The 17,392-nt window shown below is 45.3% G+C and carries 18 protein-coding genes; 8 read left to right on the top strand and 10 right to left on the bottom strand.

Annotated features, from left to right (window positions below):
• Positions 1-17 precede the first annotated feature (17 nt).
• The 4 genes from fliN to fliQ are packed head-to-tail and all read left to right on the top strand — an operon-like array spanning position 18 to position 2,025.
• The gene (fliN, locus tag SP90_RS04970; RefSeq protein ID WP_066853217.1) at positions 18-587 is read left to right on the top strand and encodes a flagellar motor switch protein FliN; all 570 of its coding nucleotides are present in this window, start codon (positions 18-20) and stop codon (positions 585-587) included.
• Positions 580-1,014: a flagellar biosynthetic protein FliO gene (fliO, locus tag SP90_RS16455; RefSeq protein ID WP_082936303.1), complete on the top strand. Its 435-nt coding sequence runs from the start codon at positions 580-582 to the stop codon at positions 1,012-1,014. Before fliN ends, fliO begins: the two co-directional genes overlap by 8 nt.
• Positions 935-1,744 (top strand): flagellar type III secretion system pore protein FliP, encoded by an 810-nt coding sequence (fliP, locus tag SP90_RS04960; protein WP_066853215.1) that lies wholly within the window; start codon positions 935-937, stop codon positions 1,742-1,744. The genes fliO and fliP overlap by 80 nt, the downstream gene beginning before the upstream one ends.
• An 11-nt stretch (positions 1,745-1,755) precedes the next feature.
• A complete protein-coding gene (gene fliQ / locus SP90_RS04955; RefSeq protein WP_066853213.1) occupies positions 1,756-2,025 on the top strand; it encodes a flagellar biosynthesis protein FliQ in 270 nt (89 codons plus the stop codon).
• Between the two features lie 258 nt (positions 2,026-2,283).
• Here fliQ and SP90_RS04950 read toward each other — a convergent pair whose 3' ends face one another.
• A complete protein-coding gene (locus SP90_RS04950; RefSeq protein WP_066853211.1) occupies positions 2,284-3,543 on the bottom strand; it encodes an RsmB/NOP family class I SAM-dependent RNA methyltransferase in 1,260 nt (419 codons plus the stop codon).
• 315 nt (positions 3,544-3,858) lie between these two features.
• On the opposite strand from SP90_RS04950, the gene SP90_RS04945 reads away from it, so the two are divergent.
• Positions 3,859-5,532 carry an FG-GAP repeat domain-containing protein gene (locus tag SP90_RS04945; protein WP_066853210.1) on the top strand — a complete coding sequence of 558 codons (1,674 nt, stop codon included), beginning with the start codon at positions 3,859-3,861 and terminating at the stop codon, positions 5,530-5,532.
• Between the two features lie 613 nt (positions 5,533-6,145).
• Here SP90_RS04945 and SP90_RS04940 read toward each other — a convergent pair.
• The 4 genes from SP90_RS04940 to SP90_RS04925 form a co-directional block, all read right to left on the bottom strand.
• Positions 6,146-8,236 (bottom strand): ribonucleoside triphosphate reductase, encoded by a 2,091-nt coding sequence (locus tag SP90_RS04940; RefSeq protein WP_066853209.1) that lies wholly within the window; start codon positions 8,234-8,236, stop codon positions 6,146-6,148.
• Positions 8,184-8,852 (bottom strand): anaerobic ribonucleoside-triphosphate reductase activating protein, encoded by a 669-nt coding sequence (locus tag SP90_RS04935; RefSeq protein ID WP_066853208.1) that lies wholly within the window; start codon positions 8,850-8,852, stop codon positions 8,184-8,186. The genes SP90_RS04940 and SP90_RS04935 overlap by 53 nt, the downstream gene beginning before the upstream one ends.
• 418 nt (positions 8,853-9,270) lie before the next feature.
• Entirely contained in the window at positions 9,271-9,735 is a 465-nt protein-coding gene (locus tag SP90_RS04930) for a chemotaxis protein CheX (RefSeq protein WP_066853206.1), read from the bottom strand.
• 329 nt (positions 9,736-10,064) lie between these two features.
• Complete coding sequence (locus SP90_RS04925) at positions 10,065-10,256, bottom strand: ferredoxin (protein WP_066853204.1); 192 nt, start codon at positions 10,254-10,256, stop codon at positions 10,065-10,067.
• Between the two features lie 138 nt (positions 10,257-10,394).
• Between SP90_RS04925 and SP90_RS04920 the strand changes: the two genes are divergently transcribed.
• Complete coding sequence (locus SP90_RS04920) at positions 10,395-11,042, top strand: tetratricopeptide repeat protein (protein WP_066853200.1); 648 nt, start codon at positions 10,395-10,397, stop codon at positions 11,040-11,042.
• Positions 11,043-11,116: 74 nt separating this feature from the next.
• Here SP90_RS04920 and SP90_RS04915 read toward each other — a convergent pair whose 3' ends face one another.
• From SP90_RS04915 to SP90_RS04900, 4 genes are all read right to left on the bottom strand, one after another.
• Positions 11,117-11,383: a hypothetical protein gene (locus tag SP90_RS04915; protein ID WP_066853198.1), complete on the bottom strand. Its 267-nt coding sequence runs from the start codon at positions 11,381-11,383 to the stop codon at positions 11,117-11,119.
• A gap of 350 nt (positions 11,384-11,733) precedes the next feature.
• Positions 11,734-13,539 (bottom strand): methyl-accepting chemotaxis protein, encoded by a 1,806-nt coding sequence (locus SP90_RS04910; RefSeq protein ID WP_066853196.1) that lies wholly within the window; start codon positions 13,537-13,539, stop codon positions 11,734-11,736.
• A gap of 350 nt (positions 13,540-13,889) precedes the next feature.
• Positions 13,890-14,810, bottom strand: coding sequence for a nickel/cobalt transporter (locus tag SP90_RS04905; protein ID WP_066853195.1), 921 nt, complete (start codon positions 14,808-14,810; stop codon positions 13,890-13,892).
• 2 nt (positions 14,811-14,812) lie between these two features.
• The gene (locus SP90_RS04900) at positions 14,813-15,400 is read right to left on the bottom strand and encodes a DUF1007 family protein (RefSeq protein ID WP_066853194.1); all 588 of its coding nucleotides are present in this window, start codon (positions 15,398-15,400) and stop codon (positions 14,813-14,815) included.
• A gap of 197 nt (positions 15,401-15,597) precedes the next feature.
• Here SP90_RS04900 and SP90_RS04895 point away from each other — a divergent pair, with 197 nt between their 5' ends.
• Together SP90_RS04895 and SP90_RS04890 are read left to right on the top strand one after the other, a co-directional pair.
• Complete coding sequence (locus SP90_RS04895; RefSeq protein ID WP_066853193.1) at positions 15,598-15,867, top strand: DUF2325 domain-containing protein; 270 nt, start codon at positions 15,598-15,600, stop codon at positions 15,865-15,867.
• A 16-nt stretch (positions 15,868-15,883) separates the two neighbouring features.
• Positions 15,884-16,195 carry a tetratricopeptide repeat protein gene (locus tag SP90_RS04890; protein ID WP_066853191.1) on the top strand — a complete coding sequence of 104 codons (312 nt, stop codon included), beginning with the start codon at positions 15,884-15,886 and terminating at the stop codon, positions 16,193-16,195.
• A 199-nt stretch (positions 16,196-16,394) separates the two neighbouring features.
• Here SP90_RS04890 and SP90_RS04885 read toward each other — a convergent pair whose 3' ends face one another.
• Entirely contained in the window at positions 16,395-17,387 is a 993-nt protein-coding gene (locus tag SP90_RS04885) for an NAD(P)H-dependent glycerol-3-phosphate dehydrogenase (RefSeq protein WP_066853189.1), read from the bottom strand.
• Positions 17,388-17,392: the final 5 nt, after the last annotated feature.

The raw sequence follows: 17,392 nt of genomic DNA, 5'->3' as shown, positions 1-17,392 counted from the left end.
AGAGAAGGAAGGTTACTATGTCTGACGATGTAAACCAGGATTTACTGGCTGAACAGTGGGCTGCTGCTCTTGACGATCAGGATGATGATCCAATTGGCGATCTCGGCAATTTTGACGATATTGGCGGTGGTGCTGGTGGCGGTGAACAGCCGCAGAACATGAGCCAGAACGAAGCGCTTGCTGAGGAATGGGCTGCTGCTCTTGCTGCTGATGAGCAGGAGGACGTGAAGAAAGAGAAAGAACAGAGCTTGCTCTCCAGCAAAGCAAGCCAGGCTGAGTTCAAGGATTTGACAGAAGATGCGAAAGCTATTCGTCCGGAATCCGGCAAGCATGAACTCGACTTTATTCTTGATATTCCACTTGATGTTTCTGCAGAACTTGGTCGTACCCGCTTGCTTATCAACGAACTCCTCCAGCTTGGTCAGGGCTCTGTAGTAGAGTTGAACAAGCTTGCAGGTGAGCCGCTTGAAATTTTTGTTAACGGCAAGCTTGTTGCTCGTGGCGAAGCTGTTGTTATCAACGAAAAGTTTGGTGTTCGTTTGACAGATATCATCAGCCCGATCGAAAGGGTGAAGCAACTTGCATAACATTTTCGTGACAGCCGCTCATGCGGCAGTGGAATCTTCCGCTGACATCGTCAACGGAACGTCACCGGCTGCCCCTGAAGTGGTTGGCTGGGGAAGCTATATACAGGCCATCGGCATCCTGCTGTTGCTTTTAGCGGTACTGTACGGAATGCTCTGGTTTGTTAAGAAAATCGGCATGAATAAAGGCTTTAGAGGTAAAAAAGGTAGTCAGGTCACCTTGGATGTGGAAGAGCGTTTCCACATTGCACCGAAAAAGCAGTTAGTCGTGGTACGCTTCTTGAATAAAAGGCTGTTACTGGGGGTTACGGACCACCAGATCAACCTTTTATCTGAAACGGAAGCGGAAGATGACTCTAGCGACTCCTCAAGCACGGAAGAATTTAAAAAAGTTATGGGACAGTTCCACGACAAGGATTCTGACTCTTAGTGTTTTATTGCTGCTGGTTCCCGCGGTGGCGTTTGCAGCGCGGGACCTTGCAGTACCATCCCTCTCCCTGGCATTAGGGGCAGGTCAATCAGAACCGGAAAACGTATCCGTTCTTTTAGAAATCCTGTTCCTGCTCACCATTCTGTCATTGGCACCAGCCATTATGCTGACAGTGACAAGCTTTACCCGCATCATCATCGTGTTCTCGTTCCTCAGGCAGGCACTGGGAACACAGCAATTGCCACCGTCACAGGTTCTGGCAAGCCTCGCAATTTTCATGACCTTCGTCATTATGCGCCCTGTGGGTGTTGAAATAAACGACAAAGCACTGCAGCCTTACCTTAATGAGGAAATTGGCTTTACGCAGGCTATTGATGTGGCTCAGCAGCCTCTCAGAGAGTTTATGTTCAAGCATACGCGTGAAAAAGATCTCGCGTTGTTTTACACCATCAGTAAAATAGAGCGCCCTCAGACAAAAAAAGAAGTTCCAACGCTTATGCTGGCAGCAGCTTACGTAATCAGCGAACTTAAAACCGGCTTTACTATTGGCTTCCTCATCTACGTTCCATTTCTCATTATTGATATGGTTGTTTCGAGTATCCTGCTTGCTATGGGTATGATGATGCTTCCACCGATGATGGTATCCATGCCGTTCAAGCTGCTTCTTTTTGTTCTGGTTGATGGTTGGAGCCTGCTCACCGGTTCTCTCGTTAACAGCTTCCTATTGTGAGGATAAACAACATGACTCCCGAATTTGTAATCGGTTATGCCCGTAAAGCCATTGAGCTTACCTTGATGATCTCGTTGCCTATGCTTCTTGTCGGTCTGATTGTCGGTCTGGTTGTATCTATTATTCAGGCGGCAACACAGGTACAGGAACAGACGCTTACCTTTGTGCCGAAAATTATCGCAATGTTTGTTGCACTGCTGATTGCCTTTCCGTGGATTATGGAAAAGATGACGACGTTCACACGTGAAGTGTTCATTAATATCCCGAATTATATCCGCTAGGCATAAACGAGTAGAATCCCGTTGTGCTTGCACGTCAGGGAATATATTTTTGCTCTGCACTTGTTGCTGAATTGAAGAGCAATAAAAAGGCTGTCTTTGTTACAAAGACAGCCTTTTTATATGGAAAAGCAAGAAGAAAGGGGGAGCGTTTTTTTCACCCCTTTTATGGAAATACAAATGTTCCGTAATAGCTGTATAAGACGTGTAGAGTTGCTGAATATCGTAGGAGGTTCGGAAAGCTACCGGAGAAGTCGTACGCTATTTTTCGCTCCAAAGAACACGTTTTCCTTTTACTTTCAGGCGGCCAAGTCGAAGACCTTTGAAGTACAGGCCAGTTTCCTTGCCCTTAACCTCAACTTGCATAGATTGACCGGTAAGCAGCCGTTCGATAGGTTCTGTTTCTTCAAGATTGATGCCGTTACCTTCTTGGTACTCAGGCATCAAGGCGCGTAGTCTCGGAGACGGACGCACTTCTCCGCGAGCCATTTTGCCTATAGGGAAACCTCTCCATCGGAATGTTTCTGGGAAATTATCCAGTGCATACTGAGGAAGGAATAGTGCGTTTTCCCGAACATGGGCAAGTTCGCCTTCAGGGAGAAGGTTTGCATCTACACCCGGCATGCTCAGGGCACGGCGCGGCATGATGTCTGCTTTGAGTCCTGCTTCGAACGGTTCTGGGGGATCAGCGTCCTCTGGTTTTGTAAAGGCAGCAATGTAGAAACCTTGTGCGCCGGATTTTTCAGGATCAACACGTAAGGTGCCTTCACAGCCCTCGATGTATGGTTCTTCAAAAGTGAAGCCTTCCGGCGGGGTGACAGGCAGGAGGTTGAATCCTACTTCGTCGACGGCAAAGCGAACCTGTTCTTCGTTTTCCTGAACGTTGGTTGTACAGGTGGAGAAGACGACCTTGCCGCCGGGAGCAAGAAGACGAAATGCTTCCTGCAGCAGTTTGCGTTGAATCCCGATAAGGGGCTTTACCTTGTCGCCTTGCCACAATTTAAGAACATTGGGGTTACGCTCAACAGTACCCCAACCGCTGCATGGCGGGTCGAGCTGGATTTTTTGCCATCCTCCGGATGGAAGTGGAAGATTCTCTCCCGGGTATGAGCAGGTTGCTGTGTGGAGCAGGTTCATTGTGAACAGGTTTTGTCGCAAGGTTGCCAGACGGTTTCTGCTGGGTTCGTTCCCCATAACAAAACCATCAGGGCCGACGAGTTGCGCAAGAAAGCCTGTTTTACTGCCCGGGCTTGCGCACATGTCGAGTACCGCATCTCCTGCATCAGGATTGAGTATGACAGGCGGGAGCATGGACGATCTGTCCTGAATGTAGATAAGACCGAAAAAAGCAGCCAGACTGGAGCCGAGAGGCTTTGGTTCATGAGTAATCTTTCGGGACCATTCAGAAAATGGTTCAGGCTCAAAATCGTACCCTTGCGCACGCAAAAGTTCTTCTACAAGTGGTCGCTCTTCAGGGGTACACACAAGCCTGAAAGAACGGGATGAGGTTGTTACTGTCACAAAGTCTCCTGCTCGATCCAGTTTATTTTAGAATTATGCTTGCCGCTGTACCTTATGGTTGCTTCATCGATCAAGTGATATTATGGATGTGATGCTAGTTAAGCGAAATGAGATTCTTTTTGTCGTATGATTTGGCATTAAGTCATATAAAAAAAGTAAGATACCGGTCTTGTGCGTTGATAATGTACACGACAGACCGTTGGGAAAGCGTTAGGTAAGCACGCTGTAAATGGCATTACAGTCCGACTTTCCCAAATAACCTGCGATTGTTCTGGGTGAATACGCTACCCAGTAAGTTATTTCTAAGGAGAACGTATGCAATCTGTTGTGCGCACTGTGATTTTAGCGGTGCTTATGCTGATGTTAAGCATGTCAGCTGCGTTTGCAGAGGGGGTAAAAACTTTCGGGATTGTGCCGTTTACTGTTAACGGACCAAAAACATTTAAATACCTTGAGCGTGCAATTCCGCAAATGCTCAGCTCCCGTTTGTTCTGGAAAGATCATTTTATTCCTGTTGATGCCAGCGCTGTCGAGGGCATTGCAGCTCCTGCAAATAAGGCAGATGCTCTTAAAGCTCTTGCAGATTCCGGTGCGGACTACCTTGTATACGGTAGCGTTAATATTATCGGTGACCAGACTTCTTTGGATGTTCGCGTTGCGGATAAAAAAGGTGCGATCTGGCCTCGCTCTGCTTCAAGCTCTTTAAATGATATGATCCCGACCCTGCAGAATATTGCTGGTGCGATTAACACAGAAGTGTTTGATCGTCCTGACGCCCGCGCACAGGCTGTTGCAAAGGCTAAGGATCGTGTTAACCAGATGAACCCTGCAATTACAGTTAACCAGACCTCTGCGAATCAGGAAGTATACCTGAACCCGCAGTTCCGGTATGCAGGAAGTAATGAATCCACAAACCGCCTGCGTTCCAACACACTGCGTTTTGCAGCGCATGGTATGGTTGTAGCAGACCTTACCGGTGACAAGAAAAATCAGGTAGTCCTGCTTGATGATCAGTTTGTGCGTGTTTACAACTTCAATAAAAATACGCTCGACCCGATTGCGCAGATTAAGCCTTCCAGCCGTTATGAGATGCTGACTGTCCGTGCTCTTGATTTGGATAGAGACGGTAAATCTGAATTGATTGTCAGCGCAATGGATAAAGATCAGGCGTCTATTACCTTCTTCTATTCTTTGAAAGGTGACCGCCTTGTTGAGTTTGCACCAACAATTAAAATGCTTGTAAACGTTGTGCCTCTTCCGCCTACCTACCAGCCGGTTCTGTTGGGACAGAAAACCCGTAAGGGCGGTACCGTGTTTGTACCGGGCGTGAAAGAGCTTGCATACGTAAACGGTAAGGTTGTTGTCAGCCGTGGCATTATGTTGCCGAAGAAAGCAAACTTGTACAACTTTGCGTGGGTACCGGATGAGCAGGACGGTGATAAGATTATCGTACTTCTCCCTGATAACGAAAAGATTGCTGTCTTTAACTCTAAGTTTGACCGCATGGTATCCACCTCCGCTTCATACTCTGGCAGCACCATTAGTGTTGAAAACGACGACACTATGCCGGGACTCGGAAAAGATAAGCTCCTTATCCCTGCCAAGTACTACATTCCTATGCCGTTTGTTGTGAAAGACCTTGATCACAACGGTAAATATGAAGTGCTGGTAAACAAGCCTATTTCTGTTGCTGCCCAATTCTTTGACCGTTACCGTTTCTTCCCGCAGGGTGAAATTCACTCTTTGCAATGGGATGGCGTAGGTCTTGGACTCCAGTGGAAAACCCGTCGCATCAAGGGTGGTGTAATGGGCTATCAGGTTGCTGATCTTAACAACGACGGAATTATGGATCTTGTTGTGGGTATTAACACACACCCAGGTGCTACTGGTTTTGAATCACGTAAGACCATGGTCCTCGGGTACCCGCTTGATCTTGAAAGAACCAACCCGAATACCCCTGCAGCTAAGGAATTTTCCGAAGACCAGTAGGAACGGTTCATTGACAGGTAACGTGTAGCTGCATAGGTAGCTAACACGAATTTATCAGTCGAATACGTATCATCAAAGCCTCTGTTGCATTTGCAGCAGGGGCTTTTTTGTTGTCCTTTTATATGTGTTCAGAGTGTGTTTGTGTGTTGAATGCGATTGGAAATGAGTACTGTATGGTTAACCGTACCGAATGTGCTCAGTGTCAATACAAGTTGTTTCCAGTAGGCTCAGATGGATTCAGATGGCGTAAGGTTAGTAAAATTATCTCATAACGATACTGTGTGGTGTTAATGAGTAAAAATAAGCATAGGTTGTATGTGTTTTGCACAGCCTGTTCGTAAAATGTTCCTTATTTTGTCACTAACTATGTTGTTTTTTATTTGGAAAAGTTTCGTAAAGTAAGGCTGTTAAGGAGATATACTCTCCTTTATGTCAGTAAAAGTTTTGCACAGGTCGTTTCTAGAATGTTCGTACAAATGTGCATAATGTTTGTGTCGGATAATTGCATGATGCAAAAAAAGAGGGTGAAGCATTTGCTCCACCCTCTTTGTATTTGGTGTCGTTCGTTTCATTACTCTGCCCATCTTACGAACGGCAGATATGGGGAATATGTTTACACAGCTTCCTCAACTTTTTTGATGACTGTTCCGGTGTCAACCGGAGCGCTGTTGTAGCAAAGGCGGTCATCGTATTCCATTTGCTTTCCTTTGTTCCATTGCGAGACCGGACGGTAGTAGCCGACAATACGGGTGTAGACCTCTGCATCAGCATTACAGGTCGGGCAGGAGAAGTGCTCACCTGCAATATACCCGTGGTCCTTGCACACAGAGAATGTCGGTGTGATGGAAATGTACGGAAGCTTGGTTTTGGTAAATGCTTTGACGATGAATTTTTTTAGAGCCGCATGGTCAGCAACGGCTTCGCCAAGATATGTATGGAATACAGTACCACCGGTAAATAACGGTTGCAGTTGATCCTGATGTTCAAGCGCTGCAAATACGTCTTCTGTTGCTCCAACCGGAAGAGCGGTTGAGTTTGTGTAGTACGGTGTTCCATTACCGGAAGCGACGATATCTTCGTATAGCTTTTTGTCTGTGCGTGCGAGACGGTAGCTTGTTCCTTCAGCAGGTGTTGCTTCAAGGTTGTATAAGTTGCCTGTTTCTTCCTGATAATTGGAAGTAAGGTCTCGTAAGTGGTTTAGTACTCGGCGCATGAGCCGGACGCCACCTTCAGTTTCAATGCCTTTCCCGAGCAGGTTCTGGCATGCTTCATGTCCGCCCACAATGCCGATGGTGGCAAAATGAGCTTTAAACCCGTTCTTAAGATAGCGTGCAGACCACGGGAACATACCGCGATCAAGGTTTTCCTGAATAAGCTTGCGTTTGAATTCAAGTGATTCTTTGGCCATGTCTGCATATTCAGTAACAAGGTCAAGGAAGTCATCTTCGTTATTCGCAAGGTAAGCCAGTTTCGGCAGGTTAAGGGTGACAACACCGATAGAACCGGTGAGGTCTCCTGCTCCGAACAGGCCGCCTGTTTTTTTGCGCAGTTCGCGTAAGTCCATTTGTAAACGGCAGCACATGGAACGCACATCCTCAGGATCAAGGTCTGAGTTGATGAAGTTCTGGAAATACGGAACACCGTATTTGGCTGTCAGTTGCATGAGCAGGTCGCCGTTTTCTGTTTCCCATGGAAATTCTGAAGTGACGTTGTACGTCGGAATCGGGAACGAGAATATGCGCCCGTGATGATCGCCTTGCAGCATTACTTCGAGGAACGCTTTGTTGATCATTGCCATTTCTTCAACATAATCTCCGTAAGTGGAGTCCTGAAGAACACCGCCGATGATGACGGCTTCTTTGGCAATGTGCTTCGGAGGCACAATGTCGAATGTCAGGTTTGTAAACGGACTTTGTCCGCCCCAGCGAGACGTTGTGTTGAGATTAAAAATAAATTTTTGCATGGCCTGACGTACTTGTTTGTACGAAAGACCGTCTTTTCTGACAAACGGTGCAAGGTACGTATCTACATTGTTAAATGCCTGAGCGCCTGCCCATTCGTTTTGCAGTGTTCCGAGGAAATTAACCATCTGGCCGAGAACGGCATCAAAATGGTGAGCAGGGCCTGCACTGGAGCGGCCTTCAAGGTTGAATCCCTCGAGCAGCAGGTCACGTAGACTCCAACCTGCACAATATCCCGCAAGGCCGAATGACAGATCGTGAATGTGAAAGTACCCGTGCTCATGGGCAAGGCGAATTTCTTCTGGATACTTTTCCAGAGCATATTTTGCCTGCAGTGTTCCGGAAAGGTGAAGCATGAGCCCCTGAAAAGAGTGGGTCATGTTGGCATTTTCATGTACGCGCCAATCTGCTTTATCGAGGTAATTATTTATAGTTTCCTTGATATCAAGGTACGCAGCTTTTTGTTCCCGCAATTGTCTGCGCTGCTCGCGGTAGATAATAAAGCGTTTTGCAACAAGATACAGTCGGGACTCCATGAGAACCTGCTCAATGACGTCCTGTACCATTTCCTGATGTACGACTTCTTCAGCTCCGAGTTTGCTTTCAACTTTTCGGGCTAGCCGTTTGGAAAGGAGCGGATCTTTAATTCCACTTGCTTTAAGTGCCTTGAGGATTGCATATGCAATTCGCTCAAGCGACCATGTCTCCAGACACTTGTCGCGCTTCAGAATCTGTTTCGGCATGTTCTCTCCTTGGGGGAACGTACTCCTGATGCTTAAGCGTAAAACCTTCCGGCAGGTAACTTTCAGCTTCCTGAATATCTTCTTCTGTCAGCACAGGCACTTTAGTAATGCGGAACAGGAACTTGTCAGGATACTGCTTTGCTAATTCAAAAACCTGAGAGAGATTTTCTTCCGCTACTTCTGGGGATGTAGTACCGCCGGTAAGCACAGGATATTTCTGATAAGGGCCTTTAACATCTACCGCAAAAAGCTTGACGAGATCTTCGTCCAGCAACTCTTGTAATACATCCGGACGCATGCCGTTACTGTCCATTTTAACTGGCATGCCAAGGTGTTTCAGATCTCGGATAAGGTCTGCAAGTCCGGGCGTAATCGTAGCTTCCCCCCCTGTGATAACAACACCGTCAATCCAACGTGCGCGTTTGGTAAGGTAATTCTCAATCGCTTGCTGCGGGATAACGTCCATCGTGTCGCTATGCCAGGCAAGGTTATAGTTGTGGCAAGTTGGACAGTGCATATTGCAGCCGCCAAGGAAAATGACGCTTGCATTCATGCCGGGCCAGTCACACAGACTTACCCTCTCAAAACCAAAAACACGTGACCAAGCTGAAGCCATACTCTAATCCTTAAAAGCGTGTGTCTTTTCTGTATAAAGAAAGCTGTTATTTATAGTCTAACTAATTGAAATAAAAAGAATAATACAACTAAACGAACGTTTGAAATTACTCAGTCGCAAGAAGTAAATCATACTCATGCTGACAGTTTTTTAGCAATAGACTTTTTCTCAGTTGTGGTATGGTATCGATTAGAAGTGAGACATCTCAACAGGTTTGGTTACAAAAAAAAGTAATAACGAAATGTCAAAATCTAACATTCAACTGTGGAAAGAGTGTGCATAAGTATTGTGAAACATTTTAATTAGCTGTGAAACTACCGAAAATAGCTGAGTTAACGCTGTGTACGAAAAAAAGCCCGTATGAAAATACGGGCTTTTTCAGGTGAAAAATAGGCTATTTGCCTGTAATAAAGGCTAGTTATCCAAAAGAAAACTCAATGGTGAACTCACCATGGTCGGTAGTGAAGGGAACAGCAATTACAGGACTGGCAGTTACATGAGTAACTGTGTGGGCGTCGCCCATGATAATGGAAGGGGTTGAACCGTCAAATTTAAACCCCATTTCGGAAAGACCTGCACGAGCCTGTCCGGAAATCATATTACAAATTTCCCCTACAGCATCCTTTGTATCAGCGATAATATCCTGAATGTCGTCACCAAGCATCGCACGAACAAGGGCAACGGCACATTTTTTGGTAAATGTCACAGAGATACTTCCGTGCTTTTCACCGGTAAGACCGATGATAGCAGATACATCACCGCACGCGATATCATCTTTTTTTACAAAAGGAGTTCCTGGAACAGGGGTTATACCAGCCATTGTAGAAAGCACACTGCTTGTAGCGCTAATAAATGGCTTAGCAAAGGTTACGTCAGAATTCATAGCAGCTCCTATAGCAATACGCAGCATGTAGGACTTTATGCAGCAATATATTTTACAATACCTGTTATATACCAATAATACTCGGTCGTTGCAGTACGACAACAGAAAGAGCGTTTTTTGGCAACAGTATTGTTAGAGATAAAAACCAAAGTTAATAAAGAATGATGGTTACAGTTTTGAGTTGTTCTACAGGAGAAGCGGGTGGTGGTAAAGCAAAAGGTGTTAACGCGTGTTAATGGTTCACTAAGTTCTTCTGTGGTGATGTGGTGCTCATAACAAGAAAAAGCACTGGCTCTGCAGAGCCAGTGCTTTATGTGCGGGGTATGGAACTATCCCTCGTATGCGATACAGTTCACGGGACAGGTGTCTATGGACTCGTCAACACAGTCGTCTTCAAGGTCTTCATTGACTACAATTGCTTTGTCGCCGTCTGCGTTCATCTGGAATGCCTGCGGGCAAATCTCTACACAGGATTCACAGCCAATACATTCATCTTCATCAATACGTATCTTTTTAGCCATATGATTCTCCCTTTTAGAGTTTGATTACAAGTGTACTTTGTGAATAGCATGAGTGGAGGCTTGTACAATGATATTTGACTTTCAGTGTTATTTTACTATTGTAGCCTCGTATTTACTAACATGGTGTAAGGTGACTGTATGAAAGACGATTCCAAAGTTGCTAAAGAGCACTTAGCTCGTGCAAAAGCATATTTTCAAAGACACGATATCCTGCGGGCCACTGCCTCTGTGATTGCTACCCTCAGGCTTGTTCTGGCGGGAAAAGTCACCGGAATTGACAGGATCACGGTTGACACCGCACTTAAAGAAGTGCTGCACAACATGAACAGGGTGACAGAAGTTGAAAAAATGTTCCCGCGTGGCATTCAATACGTTAAGGGACACGAAAAACTTGTTCATGACAGTCTGGTGAAACTGTTTCTTGAGTTGAAGAAAGCTCAGGACTCAGAATCATATACCCAGCAGCTTACACGTAAGCTGACGTTGGATAAAGCATTAAGTAGGGGTAGAAGATACCTTGCCGGTGGCAGTCTCAATGATGCTACCGAGGCTTTTGAAGAAGCAAAATCACTTTATGTGGATGAACACAGCATGTTCCGCATGATTGGTGAGTGGTGTATGGAGTGCAAGCAGCCTAAAATGGCAGTGCGGTACTTAAAAAAGGCTGTTTCAGTAGATCCTGATAAGCAGAAAGCAAAGAGAATGCTATTTAAGGCTGTTGATGCTACCGGGGACAAGGTAGGGGCAGCAAAAATTAAGGCTCAGTTGCAGGCTGATCTTTCGTAATTTTTTGTATCTGGCGTATGCTACATGTATGAATTGTTTTCAGGGAGTGTTGCCACCCCCTGAAACATTGCAGGCTAAAAATCTTCAAGCAATGCTGCAACTCGTGCAGGATCAAGAGCATGCGCTGACTGGTCGGATGCTTGCTGACCGTTTTCAAGGGCAGTTACGGTATTACCGTAGGCAATGTTTGCCGCTTCTGTTTCAGTAAGGCTTGGTGCAGCTGCCTGAACTGGTGCCTGTGGTGTCGTCTCATGCTGCTGTGCTTTTTGGCTTGCAGCCTTTGCAAGGTTGCCAAGCTTAAAAGAAAACGCGTCCTGCCCGACAGATTCGATAGGTGCCATTGGAATTCTCCTGAGGTAAAAATTTCTTTTTCCATTGGGAGTAGCAAAAATTGCGCCGGAGTTAAGAAAAAAAGATGTGTGCTTAAGGGTAAGTTAATATTGGCTTAAGGAAGTGCATGTTGCTTTGTTATGAAAAAAGAAGCCAAGCTGTTTAGTAGTTGATCTACATAACAGCTTGGCTTTTTGTTTTCTTCAGGCCAGCATTTTTGCGCTGCTGGTACGTTACTCGAGAAAGCGTAAATGGTTATCCAGAAAGTTCATGCTCCGTGAGAACGTCTGGTACAGTCTGATTACCATCAGATTGCTCGTTTCATAAAATAACAGCACAGGGTATTGCGTAGCAGAGTTTGCTAAGCATCGGCTTTGAGTTTTTCGATAACACGGTTGAGATTTTCAGATTGTGCCACAAGCTGTTTTGTATTTTCAGCTGAATTGTCCACAAGACCTGTGTTTTCTTTTGCAATCTGATCAATCTCTTCCACACTGCGGGTGATTTCTTCGGAAGCAGCAGATTGTTGTTCAGCTGCAGTCGCAATGGATTGCACTTGCTCAGCTGCAGAATCAACAGCAAGTACGATTTCGCGCAACACTTCTCCAGATTTTCCAGAAAGCTCTTGAACAGTACTGAAAGCTTCCAGCGTCTCATCCATGCCATGTGTGTTTAATTTAGCTAAATTTTGTATACTGTTGATGTTTTCACTAACTTCATGCGTGGCATTCATGGTTTTTTCAGCCAGTTTACGCACTTCATCCGCAACAACAGCAAAGCCGCGTCCAGCATCACCAGCACGTGCAGCCTCAATGGCAGCATTAAGAGCCAACAGGTTCGTCTGGTCAGCAATATCGTTGATAACATTGATAATGCTGCCGATTGACTCTGACTGTGAGTTTAGGGTCGTCATGTTGCTTTTCAGCTCCTCACTGCGTGCGTGAAGCTGTGTAATAGCAGCTACAGATTCTGTGATAACTTCTTCTCCATGCTGCGCCATACTTCGAGAACGCTCGGTTTCTGCGGCTGCTTCACTTGCGTTGCGTGCTACTTCCAGAACGGTAGCGTTCATCTCTTCCATGGCTGTTGCTGCATCACTGATACGATTCATCTGCGTATTTGTGCCCTGAAGGACGTTGGAGTTCTGCTCAAATAAGGAGCCTATTTCGTCGTTCATATTGTGCACAAGCCCTTCCAAAGTGGATGCTGCCGTGAGAATTCCCTCTCTAGTGGCGACTTCCGCCTGCGCCATGGCGTCTCTGGCTTGCTGGGCTGCTTGCTTGGCAATAGTTGCTTGCTCCTGCGCTACGGCTTCCTTCTCTTCCATTTCAGTTTTATCTCGTTTGAAGGTGACAACCATTTGCGTCAGTGAGCGCTGCAGGCTTGTGACCTCATCTTTTCCATCAACGGAAATGGAGACTTCAAGATTTCCAGCGGCGACTTCCTGTGCTGCATTTGTTGCGTCTCCAAGCGGACGTAAAATACTGCGTGAAATTAGCACGCAAAGCGGAGTGATGATGGCAAAGATGACAGAGAATATTATCAGCGTTTCGAGAAACGCATCATCAGTCATTGTCGTAATAGTATTACTGATCACCGCACCGCGGGTATCTATGTTATCAATGTATACGCCGGTGCCCAGAACATAACCGGTTGTACCAATTGGCGCTCCGTAACTAATTTTGGGTTGTTTTCCTTTGCCTGGTTTATCGTAAATATATTCAACAAAGCCGCCACCGGTTTTTGCCTTTATGAGCAACTCCTTAATGAATTGTACCCCGTTTGCATCTTTTAAGTTGAGGATGTTCATCCCTACTCTTTTAGGGTCAGGCGGGAATGCTGCGAACTTGTTATCTTTGATGACAAAGAAGTATCCAGAGGCATCTTCTTCATATCTCAGGTTGTTTACTGCTACTTGAATATGCGTGAGTTGTTCCCCCTCTGGTAATTGTTTCACTTCTTTTTCTAATGCGTGCGCTAAACTGGTAACAGCAAGTTTAATAGCTTCTTTACGGCCTTTAAACATTTCTTCTTTGGCTGTTTGCACTGAGTATATTTCGACCTCTTGAGTGGTCATATAAAAAAGTGTGAATGCTCCAGTGATGCACAAAAAATTTATGAGCAGTAGGAAGAAAATTCTGTGCTGAATTGTAAACCTGCGTAGCATAAACCCCTCCATGATACGCACCGGTTATAAGCGGCTGTTTGGCGTTAATAAGAACTACTTAAGAAGCAGTTACCTTTGCTAAAATTCAAAAATCAACGTTGACTATTTGCAATATTAGTTACTATTATCGATATAAAGGTCAATAAGATTCTGTTGTTTTTATAAAAATTTGTTTTCCCGTCACAGAAATGGAACAAAAGGAAAAGAACGAGTTGTGGTGCAGTACGGTGGGGGAATGTCAAAATACGAAAAAGTCAGGCTGTTGCTTTTGTAGAGCAACAGCCTGACTTTTGTTTAATAAAGACGAGGTAGGTATCAGGTAGGATACCGCTATTACGCGGGGGGCTTTTTTAGAGACTGGAAGTCGCTACAAGCAGCCAGCCTGTAGATATAATGACGACTCCTGCAATAACGGAAAATGATGTATGAATAACAGATATTGCTTTGGAACTTCTACCGGCAACGTGCATCAGCATTTTGCGGGAATGGATGCTGGCAATGCCGAAAAGAGATGTGGTGATCCCCATGCCCATTGTAAAAAAGAGGGCTCCCAGAAGACCAGTTACCAGTAAATTAAGGCTGAGTGCAAAGGAAAGGAGCAGGGCAACTCCCGGGCATGGGACAAGGCCGGAGATAACAGAGACTGTTACGATACCTTTATTGTTAGCTTCTTTTGTAGGTTCACTTTTTTTGCTGGGAAGGGCTTCGAATAGTGCGTGGAGTAAAATAAATATGCCAAGCCCGATGATAAGATAATAGCTGGTAGCTTTCAGCGGTTCACTTGCAGAGGAAAGGGCGCGGCTTCCTTTCAGGTTGAGTAGATAATATGCCCCAAGAACAACTGTGACGGCAGATAGGGTATGAACTGCTGTAAGCAGGTGCCCCATCAGTACGCCTTTGAGCAAAGTACCTTTCCTGCCCAGAAAGTATGAAAAAACAATAGATTTTCCATGTCCGGGGCCAATGGCGTGAATAATTCCGTACAGGAAAGAAAAGAGTAAAAACGCCCAAAACGCTTTACCGTTCGGGTGTTTTTTTATTTCACGCCCGAGCGATGTCATTTTTGAACGCATGGAGCGTTGTGCAAGGTTTACCTTGCGCAGGAGCTTTGAATATTGAAGTGCAAAGAAGCCAGCCTCATGCTGTTGCTGAACTGGTTGCTCAAGCGTTGTTTTTGAATGGCTTTTTGCGCCTCCGCCAGTAAATGGGCTGGCTTGGACAGCAGTAGCGAAAATCAGAATGAGAATGGCCGTGAGTAATACTTTATGCATTGTTAGAACTCGAAAGTCACAGCTGTAGGGATGATTTGTCCCTGATAAAAGGCAAGTTCGGGTGCGTCATCTATTGAGAGTGGCATGTTTTTTTTCCCGCTAACAGAAACTGCTTCAAGTGCGGTATAGAAATCTGTGTAGTAGGAAGGATCAAAGATAGCGATCTGTACTTTCTGTCTATCTGTTTTCTTTGCAATATTTACTGGAAGAGTCATCGCATATTTCAGGATTCCACCAGAAAATGTGGCGGTAAAATTCTTGATTTTCTCTAAGGTAATGCGTTTGCCATTACATGTGACATGGACAAAGAAACTTTGTTCTCCAAGGTAGCCTTCAATATCCGGTCTCTGTTTTACCCACTCTGCAGTAGTAAGGGCACCATCTGCGTTAGTATCCAGATCAATCAGAAACATATCGCTGGACATTTCATCAAACGTCCAAACAACATCAATAGAGGTCAGCGTATTATTTGTAAAATTCAGCTTCAGAGAGCTGTCAACGAATACATGCGGGTGTGCTTTTGCTGTTTGCGGGACAATACAGGCTGTGCAAAAGGCTGCAAGAAGGAATAGGTAGCGAACTGTTTTCATGTCATGACCGTTTGTAAAAGGGTGACAGCTTAACAAAAAGTGGCTGATAGCAAGGGGTTTGATCGAATGTAAGCCTGACTATTTTCCTCATATATCAATGCAGCGTGATGAAAAAAAGCATTTTCTAGTTGACATTGAAAATCGTTTTCAATTAAACAGGAGGTAATGAAGAGATCGGAATACATTTTGGAGGCGTTATGTGCGCAACGTTAATTGGTGGAATGGACAGGCTTAAACGTGAATATATCAACACGGCAAAAAATCAGGGTGTAAAACTGAAGGTATTTACCGGAAAAGAAAACTCTATTGCCGGAAAGATGGGAAGACCAGATATGGTAATCCTGTTCACAAACAAAGTTTCGCATGCTGCCCGCAGAGAAGTTCTGCAATACGCAAAATCAAAAGATATTCCGGTTCATATGGCTCACTCCTGCGGCGTGTCTACGCTCAAGCAGGTGTTGCAATAGAATAAGGGGAAGTACAATGTGTGTTGCAAAAGAAATTGGTGCGCTTAGCAAAGCAGGTATGGCAGCTATGGCTGAAGGTAATTACATGAACGCAGAGTTTATGATGCATCAGGCAATTCGCAGAGCGGAACAGCTTGGAGTAGATACCTACACAGCAAAGCTAAAAAATAACTACGGAATCATTCTCAACTTGCAAGGTAAAAATCAGGAAGCTGCCACCTACTTTGATGATGCACTCACTACGATTACCCGAACAATTGGAACAGAAAACAAGCTTTACCGAGTAATAGAAGCAAACCTGCACGATGCACGCACAGCGCAGGTTTAGAAAGAGCTACTGAGATATCGGGCACAACAGACCGATTTTTTTAGACACAGTATTTATCTCAGTGTATAGATATTTCAAAAGGGATTGCCGTAAGGCCACGAATTAACCTTTATCCTCCTCAAGACATATGACAAATGGGCAAAGTTCGAAAAGACGATAGCATACAGCTATCGTCTTTTTGTTTGAGCATCAGTAAGTGTTATTCTTCCCGTAGTTCACGTTTCATAAGCTCCCGCCATGCTTCGTGAGGATCTTTTCCATCATGAATGACAGCATGCATGGTGGCTGTGATTGGTAGTTCTACGTTAAGGCGCTGGGCAAGATGATGTACTGCCGTCGTTGTTTTAACGCCCTCAGCAACCTGTTTCATCTCGCTGAGAATTTCATCGAGTGTTTTACCTTGTCCGAGTTTTAGACCTACCTGCCGGTTTCGTGAAAGATCGCCAGTACATGTGAGAACTAAATCTCCCATGCCGGAAAGTCCCATGAAGGTTTCAGCTTTTGCTCCCATGGCAACTCCAAGACGGGACATTTCAGCTAATCCGCGGGTAATAAGAGCTGCGCGAGCGTTTGAGCCGAAACGTAATCCGTCAGACATGCCTGCTGCAATAGCAATAACGTTTTTAAATGCTCCGCCAAGCTCGACCCCGAGAACATCTGTGGATGAGTATGCACGGAAGCTTTCGTTTGAGAACATTTCACGCAAGTCTTTCCCGCATCGCTGATTGCAGCAGCCAAGTACAACTGCAGTTGGCATTCCCCGTACGACTTCTGCGGCAAAGGAAGGGCCGGAGAGCATAGCAAAAATGGGTTTCTTGTGCCCAAGTTCTTCTGTAACAACTTCGGAAACGGTTTTTCCTGTATCAAGCTCCAAGCCTTTGTTTGAGCAGATAATAGTCGTCCCATGCTCAACTAAAGGCTCGCATTTTTGAAGTGTGTTGCGAAATACCTGACACGGAACAGAAAAGAGAATGTGTTTTGTTCCGTTGAGCGCTGTTTCTGCATTTGTAGTTGCAGTAATGTTTACGTGTAGAGGCACGTTAGGAAGATATTTAGCGTTTTCCCGAGTGCTATTGATGGCATCAGCTTGTTTTTCATCACGCACCAGCAACGGGACAGTATATCCTTTTTCTGCGAGCAGTTGTGCCAGGGCTGTTCCCCAGCTGCCACCACCGATGACAGTAATATTCATAAAAG

This window comes from Halodesulfovibrio spirochaetisodalis, assembly GCF_001672295.1.
Taxonomy (GTDB): domain Bacteria; phylum Desulfobacterota; class Desulfovibrionia; order Desulfovibrionales; family Desulfovibrionaceae; genus Halodesulfovibrio; species Halodesulfovibrio spirochaetisodalis.
This window is presented reverse-complemented; position numbering and strand designations above follow the sequence as displayed.